This is a genomic window from Aquiflexum sp. (assembly GCF_041749095.1).
Taxonomy (GTDB): Bacteria; Bacteroidota; Bacteroidia; order Cytophagales; family Cyclobacteriaceae; genus Aquiflexum.
Map to the genome: position 1 here is coordinate 1 of NZ_JBGTCA010000488.1, position 5,487 is coordinate 5,487.

The following is a 5,487-nucleotide window of genomic DNA, read 5'->3' on the forward strand; positions in this document are numbered from 1 at the left end:
TTTTACTATATTTGATTACAAGCGATTAAAGTATCAGGAGTTTTTACCCAAAAATTTTTCTTGATGGTTCATTCACAGCATACATGCGATGTCTTGATTATCGGTGCAGGAGGCGCCGGGTTAAGAGCTGCAATTGCAGTAGCCGAAACCAATCCGAAACTAAAAGTAGCTGTCATTTCCAAAGTTTACCCTATGAGAAGCCATACTGTTTCAGCGGAAGGGGGTGCGGCAGCAGTAATCAAATCCGACGACAGCCTTGACGATCATGCTTATGATACTATTTCAGGTGGGGATTGGATGAGCGATCAGGATGCTGTGGAAGCTTTTGTGAATGAAGCACCAAAAGAAATGATCCGCCTTGAACATTGGGGTTGCCCATGGAGCAGGCAGGAAGATGGGCAGGTGGCAGTACGTCCATTTGGCGGAATGAAAATGAAACGTACATGGTTTGCCGCAGACAAGACCGGGTTCCACATGCTGCACACCCTTTTTCAGACCAGTCTGAAGTATGATCAGATCCAAAGGTATGATGAGTGGTTTGCTACAAAGCTTTTAGTGGATAATGGTCGCTGTCAGGGTGCTGTTGCGATTGAAATAGTCACCGGTAAAGTACATGCCCTTACTGCCAAAGCAGTGGTCATTTGCACAGGTGGTGGCGGTAAAGTCTTTCCATACACCACCAATGCCAGTATTAAAACAGGCGATGGTATGTCATTGGCCTACCGTGCGGGAGTCCCGCTCAAGGATATGGAATTCGTGCAGTATCATCCGACCGGTTTACCATTCACAGGTATTCTGATTACCGAAGCGACCCGCGCCGAAGGTGGATACCTGCTCAATAAGGACGGCTACCGTTACCTTCAGGATTATGATCTGGGAACACCCTCAGCCAAACCGGTACTCCGCTCTATGGAATTGGGCCCGAGGGACCGACTTTCACAGGCGTTTGTACAGGAACTGCAAAAAGGAAGAACACTTCAGGGTGCCTATGGAGATTATGTGCATCTCGACATCAGGCATTTAGGTGAAAAAATCATCAATACCAAACTCCCCTTTGTCCGTGAACTTTGTCTGAAGTATGAAAATATCGACCCAATCCATGAAATGATCCCGGTCAGACCGGTGGTGCATTATATGATGGGTGGAATCCATACTGATATCAATGGAAAAACCCCAATGGAAGGTTTATATGCGGCAGGTGAAACAGCCTGCGTCAGCATCAATGGCGCCAATCGCCTAGGTTCCAATTCACTTACAGAGTTATTGGTATTTGGTAGCAGGGCAGGAGAAAATGCCGCTCATTTTGCCATGAACCAAAACGGTAGTAGTCCAAACATTACTTCTATGATCTCGGATGAAGCTATTCGTTTGGATAGAGAGTTTTTGAGCAAAACAAACGGAAAGGAAAAACCTGCCATCCTAAGAAAAGAAATGCATGAGTGCATGGAGGCAGGTGCAGGCATATACCGGACTGAAGCTTCATTGAAGGCCTCTCAGGATAAAATCCGTGAACTGCAGGAAAGATTCAAAAACATCAAAATAGATGACAGCAGCAAAACTTTCAATACAGGGCTGATAGCTGCCTTGGAACTATCTTATTTATTGGATCTTGCTGAAGCGATTGTGCAGAGTGCCCTGCACAGAAAAGAATCCCGGGGATCCCATCAGCGCACTGATTTCCCGGATCGGGATGATGAAAATTATCTCGCACACTCGTTGGCTTATAGAAATCCCGGTGATTTGCCCAATGTCCGATACACACCGGTTACCATTACCAAATGGCCTCCCGGGGAAAGAAAATATGGAAGATAATAAAATATGAATATCCGCCTATCTGCAAGTTGCATCAGTTTTCTATTCAGATGGCTGGAAGACCGAAGACGGAAGACGGAAGTAACCCGAAATTTGGAGTTTGCCAAAGTTTACATTGGGTTTCACAATTACTTGTATCATTGCGGATAATCATATAATAAAACCAAGAAAAAGAAAATTAACCCTTTCTGATATGGAAAATGACCCAAAAATAACCCTTGAAGTTTTTAGATACCGTCCTGAACAAGAGGATAAACCGGTTTACCAAACTTATGAGGTTCCCCTCAAAAAGGATTGGGTAATATTGGATGCCTTAAATTATATCAAGGACCATATCGATGGAACTTTATCTTTCAGATGGTCCTGCAGGATGGGTGTCTGCGGAAGTTGCGGAATGATGGTCAACGGAAACCCTGCGCTAACCTGTGCTACATTTTTGAACAAATTCGCCCCGGGGCCACTTCGGATAGAGCCCCTGGACAATTTTCCTGTCATCAGGGATCTGGTAATAGAAATGACGGACTTTATGAATAAGCTCAAATCCGTGAAACCCTGGATTATCAGAGAAGAGGAAAAACCTGTTGAAGAAGGGGAATACCTTCAAACTCCTTCAGAATTGGCGGATTTTAAAACCTACAGTATGTGCATCAATTGCATGTTATGCTATTCTGCATGTCCTGTATATGGATTGGAACCCAACTTTATAGGCCCTGCGGCCTTAGCCCTTGCGCAACGATACAACTTGGACAACAGAGATCAGGGACAACAGGTACGTATGGACGAACTCAGTACAGATGAGGGTATCTGGCACTGTACTTTTGTGGGAGAATGCTCAGTGGTCTGCCCTAAGGGAGTAGATCCTGCCGGGGCCATACAGCGCTATAAAATCCAAGGAGCAACAGAATGGTGGAAATCATTGGTATTGCCTTACGGAAAACCCAAAAAATAAGGATCATGGAAAGGAAAGTGATGCCCAACATAAAAATGTATAAACGCCACATCCATATATTATGGTGGACAAACAGGTGGATACATATCAAATTTATCGCAAGAGAACTGACAAGTATCTGTGTGGCCGCTTACAGCTTGATTCTCCTGTTTTTTGTCAAGGCTGTTTTGACAGGTCCTGAATCGTATGAAGCTATGATGTCTTTCCTGGTTTCACCATTGGCCATTATCATTCATGTTTTATTGTTGGGGGGATTGCTTTTTCACAGTATCACTTGGTTTAACCTTGCACCCAAAGCCATGGTCATCAAAATGGGTGACAAAAATATTCCCGGTATTTTAATAGCCCTAGCCAATTATGTGGGATGGTTTGTCATTTCCATATTATTGTTTGTGCTGATTTTGAATGTATAACTTATAAGATATTTGAATATGAAAAGAAAGCGAACCATAGAACCTTTATTCTGGAGCCTCTTTGGAGGAGGAGGGGCTATTTCGGCTTTGTTTCTTCCGGCTCTATTGGTTTTGACCGGGATTGTCATTCCATTAGGCATTCTATCGCCGTCTTATGAAGGACTTTCCAGCCTATTGAGTCCCTGGTACAGCAGGTTATTGATTTTGGGGATAGTTTCCCTTTCCATGTTTCATTGGGCACACCGGTTCAGGTTTACGCTACATGAGGGATTGCAGCTTCATCCATACGACAAAACAATTGCAGTATTTTGCTATGGTTTAGCAGCACTTGTAAGTTTATCTGCGGTATTCATTCTCTTCATACAATGACTTTCTGACCGATTACACTATAAACCCTGAATGCCTTCGGCGTCATTATAATCTTGGAATTGGGGTATAATAACCTTAAATTGGTCTTCTTCTGAAATAAATTTCCACCACTAAACGGATTAGCCATGAATAAATTAAAGACCATTTCCCCCGATGGAATACCTCGGGCTTTGGAAAAAGTAGAAAGGTACCGTTTGTTAAACGAGCCTGCGGAAGCCGAAAGCATATGCAGGGACATCCTTGCCATAGAAAGCGAACAACAAGATGCTTTAGTAAATTTTGTATTATGCCTAAGTGACCAATTCGGCTCAGGTGTCGGCGATAAAGAAGCCCGCGATGCTATCAACAAAATAGAGGATGATTATAAAAAGGCCTATTATACAGGTATCATAAAAGAAAGATTGGCAAAGGTAAGGCTTAAAACAGGAGGTTTCGGAAGTAATTATGATGCCTACGAATGGTTAGTGGAAGCAATTGCATCTTTCGAGGAAGCAAGTAACCTAAGACCTTCGGGTAATGAAGATGCCATCTTACGGTATAATGCCTGTGTAAGGACGTTGGATCGTCACAACCTTTCCCCTAGGCCCAAGGAGTACCGTGAACCATTATTGGAGTGACCTTGGAATCTTTGAGAATTGATTACAAATTGCTGATCACACTCTTTATCAAAGTGACCAACTTCTTTCCGGCCTGTTTGGCTACATGTACTACTTCTGCATGGGTAAATTCCTTGAAGACTTTGGGTATACTTTCATTGGTGATGACAGATATTCCTAAAACTTTTATGCCCACATGATTTGCAGCAATCACTTCCGGAACTGTGCTCATTCCAACGGCATCACCGCCAATTGACCTTAAAAATCTGATCTCTGCCCTTGTTTCCAAAACCGGTCCCGTCACACCTAGATATGTTCCTCTTTTTAAAATTATTCCCAATTCACTGGCTTTTGAATGGGTTTGATTTATCCACTCCTGATCGAAGGATTCATTCATATCCGGAAACCTCGGCCCAAACTCTTCCTGATTGATACCCCGAAGTGGATTATCCGGCAAACGGCTGATAATATCTTCGATCAACATCAAGTCACCGACTTCAAAATCCGGATTCAATCCTCCTGCCGCATTGGTGACAATCAATTTTTCAACTCCCAGCAGTTTCATTACTCGTATGGGGAATACTACCTCAGCCATATCATAACCCTCATAATAATGAAAACGTCCAGCCATTGCGATGACTGCTTTTCCTTGTAAAAACCCATAGATCAATTCGCTCTTATGACCCTCCACAGTAGAAACGGGGAAATGAGGAATTTCCGAATAAGGGATGATACATTTATCTTCAATATCATCTGCCAAACCTCCCAAACCGGAACCAAGGATTATCCCAATTGTAGGAGTTCCTCCAATACTTTTGGTGATAAATTCAGCGGATTCCCTGCAGTGCCTCAGGGTCAGGATTTTTTCCATATAAATTAAGAAGTAATAAAAATGCTTTCAGGTCTAGATTGTCTTAATCAATTCTCTGATGATCAGACTCATCCCCGGTTCGGCAATTGCGGCGGCGGCGAGCACTTCTGAAATACTGATTTTTTTGACATTCCCCGGCGTGCAGAGATCCGTGATGGCAGATATGGCAAAAACAGGCAGATCCATATGTCGCGCGACTATCACCTCCGGAATGGTGCTCATTCCAATGGCATCTGCACCAATTGTTCTCAGGTATTTATATTCTGCTTTGGTTTCCAGATTTGGGCCCTGCATGGCAGCATAGGCTCCCTGGTGGAATTTAAGGTTATTTTGTTTGGCTATATCCATTCCTTTAGCTACCAATTTCAGGTCATAGGGTTCTGACATATCCGGGAACCTTACTCCATATTCATCCAGGTTTTTCCCTCTTAGGGGATTCTCAGGAAACAAATCAATGTGGTCATTAATAATCATCAA

At 43.2% G+C, this 5,487-nt stretch carries 6 protein-coding genes and 1 pseudogene; 5 read left to right on the top strand and 2 right to left on the bottom strand.

What is annotated here, in order from left to right; genetic code table 11:
* Positions 1 to 63: 63 nt before the first annotated feature.
* The 5 genes from frdA to ACEW8O_RS22175 all read left to right on the top strand — a co-directional run bounded on the left by frdA (position 64) and on the right by ACEW8O_RS22175 (position 4,160).
* Positions 64 to 1,812: a fumarate reductase (quinol) flavoprotein subunit gene (gene frdA / locus ACEW8O_RS22155; protein ID WP_373496814.1), complete on the top strand. Its 1,749-nt coding sequence runs from the start codon at positions 64 to 66 to the stop codon at positions 1,810 to 1,812.
* 193 nt (positions 1,813 to 2,005) lie between these two features.
* Positions 2,006 to 2,761, top strand: a complete 756-nt coding sequence (locus tag ACEW8O_RS22160; protein ID WP_373496815.1) for a succinate dehydrogenase/fumarate reductase iron-sulfur subunit — start codon at positions 2,006 to 2,008, stop codon at positions 2,759 to 2,761.
* Between the two features lie 5 nt (positions 2,762 to 2,766).
* The gene (locus ACEW8O_RS22165) at positions 2,767 to 3,174 is read left to right on the top strand and encodes a hypothetical protein (RefSeq protein ID WP_373496816.1); all 408 of its coding nucleotides are present in this window, start codon (positions 2,767 to 2,769) and stop codon (positions 3,172 to 3,174) included.
* An 18-nt stretch (positions 3,175 to 3,192) separates the two neighbouring features.
* A complete protein-coding gene (gene frdD / locus ACEW8O_RS22170; protein ID WP_373496817.1) occupies positions 3,193 to 3,543 on the top strand; it encodes a fumarate reductase subunit FrdD in 351 nt (116 codons plus the stop codon).
* 125 nt (positions 3,544 to 3,668) lie between these two features.
* Positions 3,669 to 4,160: a hypothetical protein gene (locus ACEW8O_RS22175; protein WP_373496818.1), complete on the top strand. Its 492-nt coding sequence runs from the start codon at positions 3,669 to 3,671 to the stop codon at positions 4,158 to 4,160.
* Between the two features lie 22 nt (positions 4,161 to 4,182).
* Here the strand turns inward: ACEW8O_RS22175 and ACEW8O_RS22180 are convergent, their stop codons facing one another.
* Both ACEW8O_RS22180 and ACEW8O_RS22185 read right to left on the bottom strand, forming a co-directional pair.
* Positions 4,183 to 5,010 (bottom strand): purine-nucleoside phosphorylase, encoded by an 828-nt coding sequence (locus tag ACEW8O_RS22180; protein WP_373496819.1) that lies wholly within the window; start codon positions 5,008 to 5,010, stop codon positions 4,183 to 4,185.
* Positions 5,011 to 5,043: 33 nt separating this feature from the next.
* A pseudogene (locus ACEW8O_RS22185) lies at positions 5,044 to 5,487 on the bottom strand (purine-nucleoside phosphorylase); the annotation flags it as partial.

Excerpts from the sequence above, each read along its gene's own strand:
- ACEW8O_RS22175 (WP_373496818.1), top strand. The coding sequence starts at position 3,669 with ATGAATAAATTAAAGACCATTTCCCCCGATGGAATACCTCGGGCTTTG.
- ACEW8O_RS22160 (WP_373496815.1), top strand. The coding sequence starts at position 2,006 with ATGGAAAATGACCCAAAAATAACCCTTGAAGTTTTTAGATACCGTCCT.
- ACEW8O_RS22180 (WP_373496819.1), bottom strand. The coding sequence starts at position 5,010 with ATGGAAAAAATCCTGACCCTGAGGCACTGCAGGGAATCCGCTGAATTT.
- frdA (WP_373496814.1), top strand. The coding sequence starts at position 64 with ATGGTTCATTCACAGCATACATGCGATGTCTTGATTATCGGTGCAGGA.
- frdD (WP_373496817.1), top strand. The coding sequence starts at position 3,193 with ATGAAAAGAAAGCGAACCATAGAACCTTTATTCTGGAGCCTCTTTGGA.
- ACEW8O_RS22165 (WP_373496816.1), top strand. The coding sequence starts at position 2,767 with ATGGAAAGGAAAGTGATGCCCAACATAAAAATGTATAAACGCCACATC.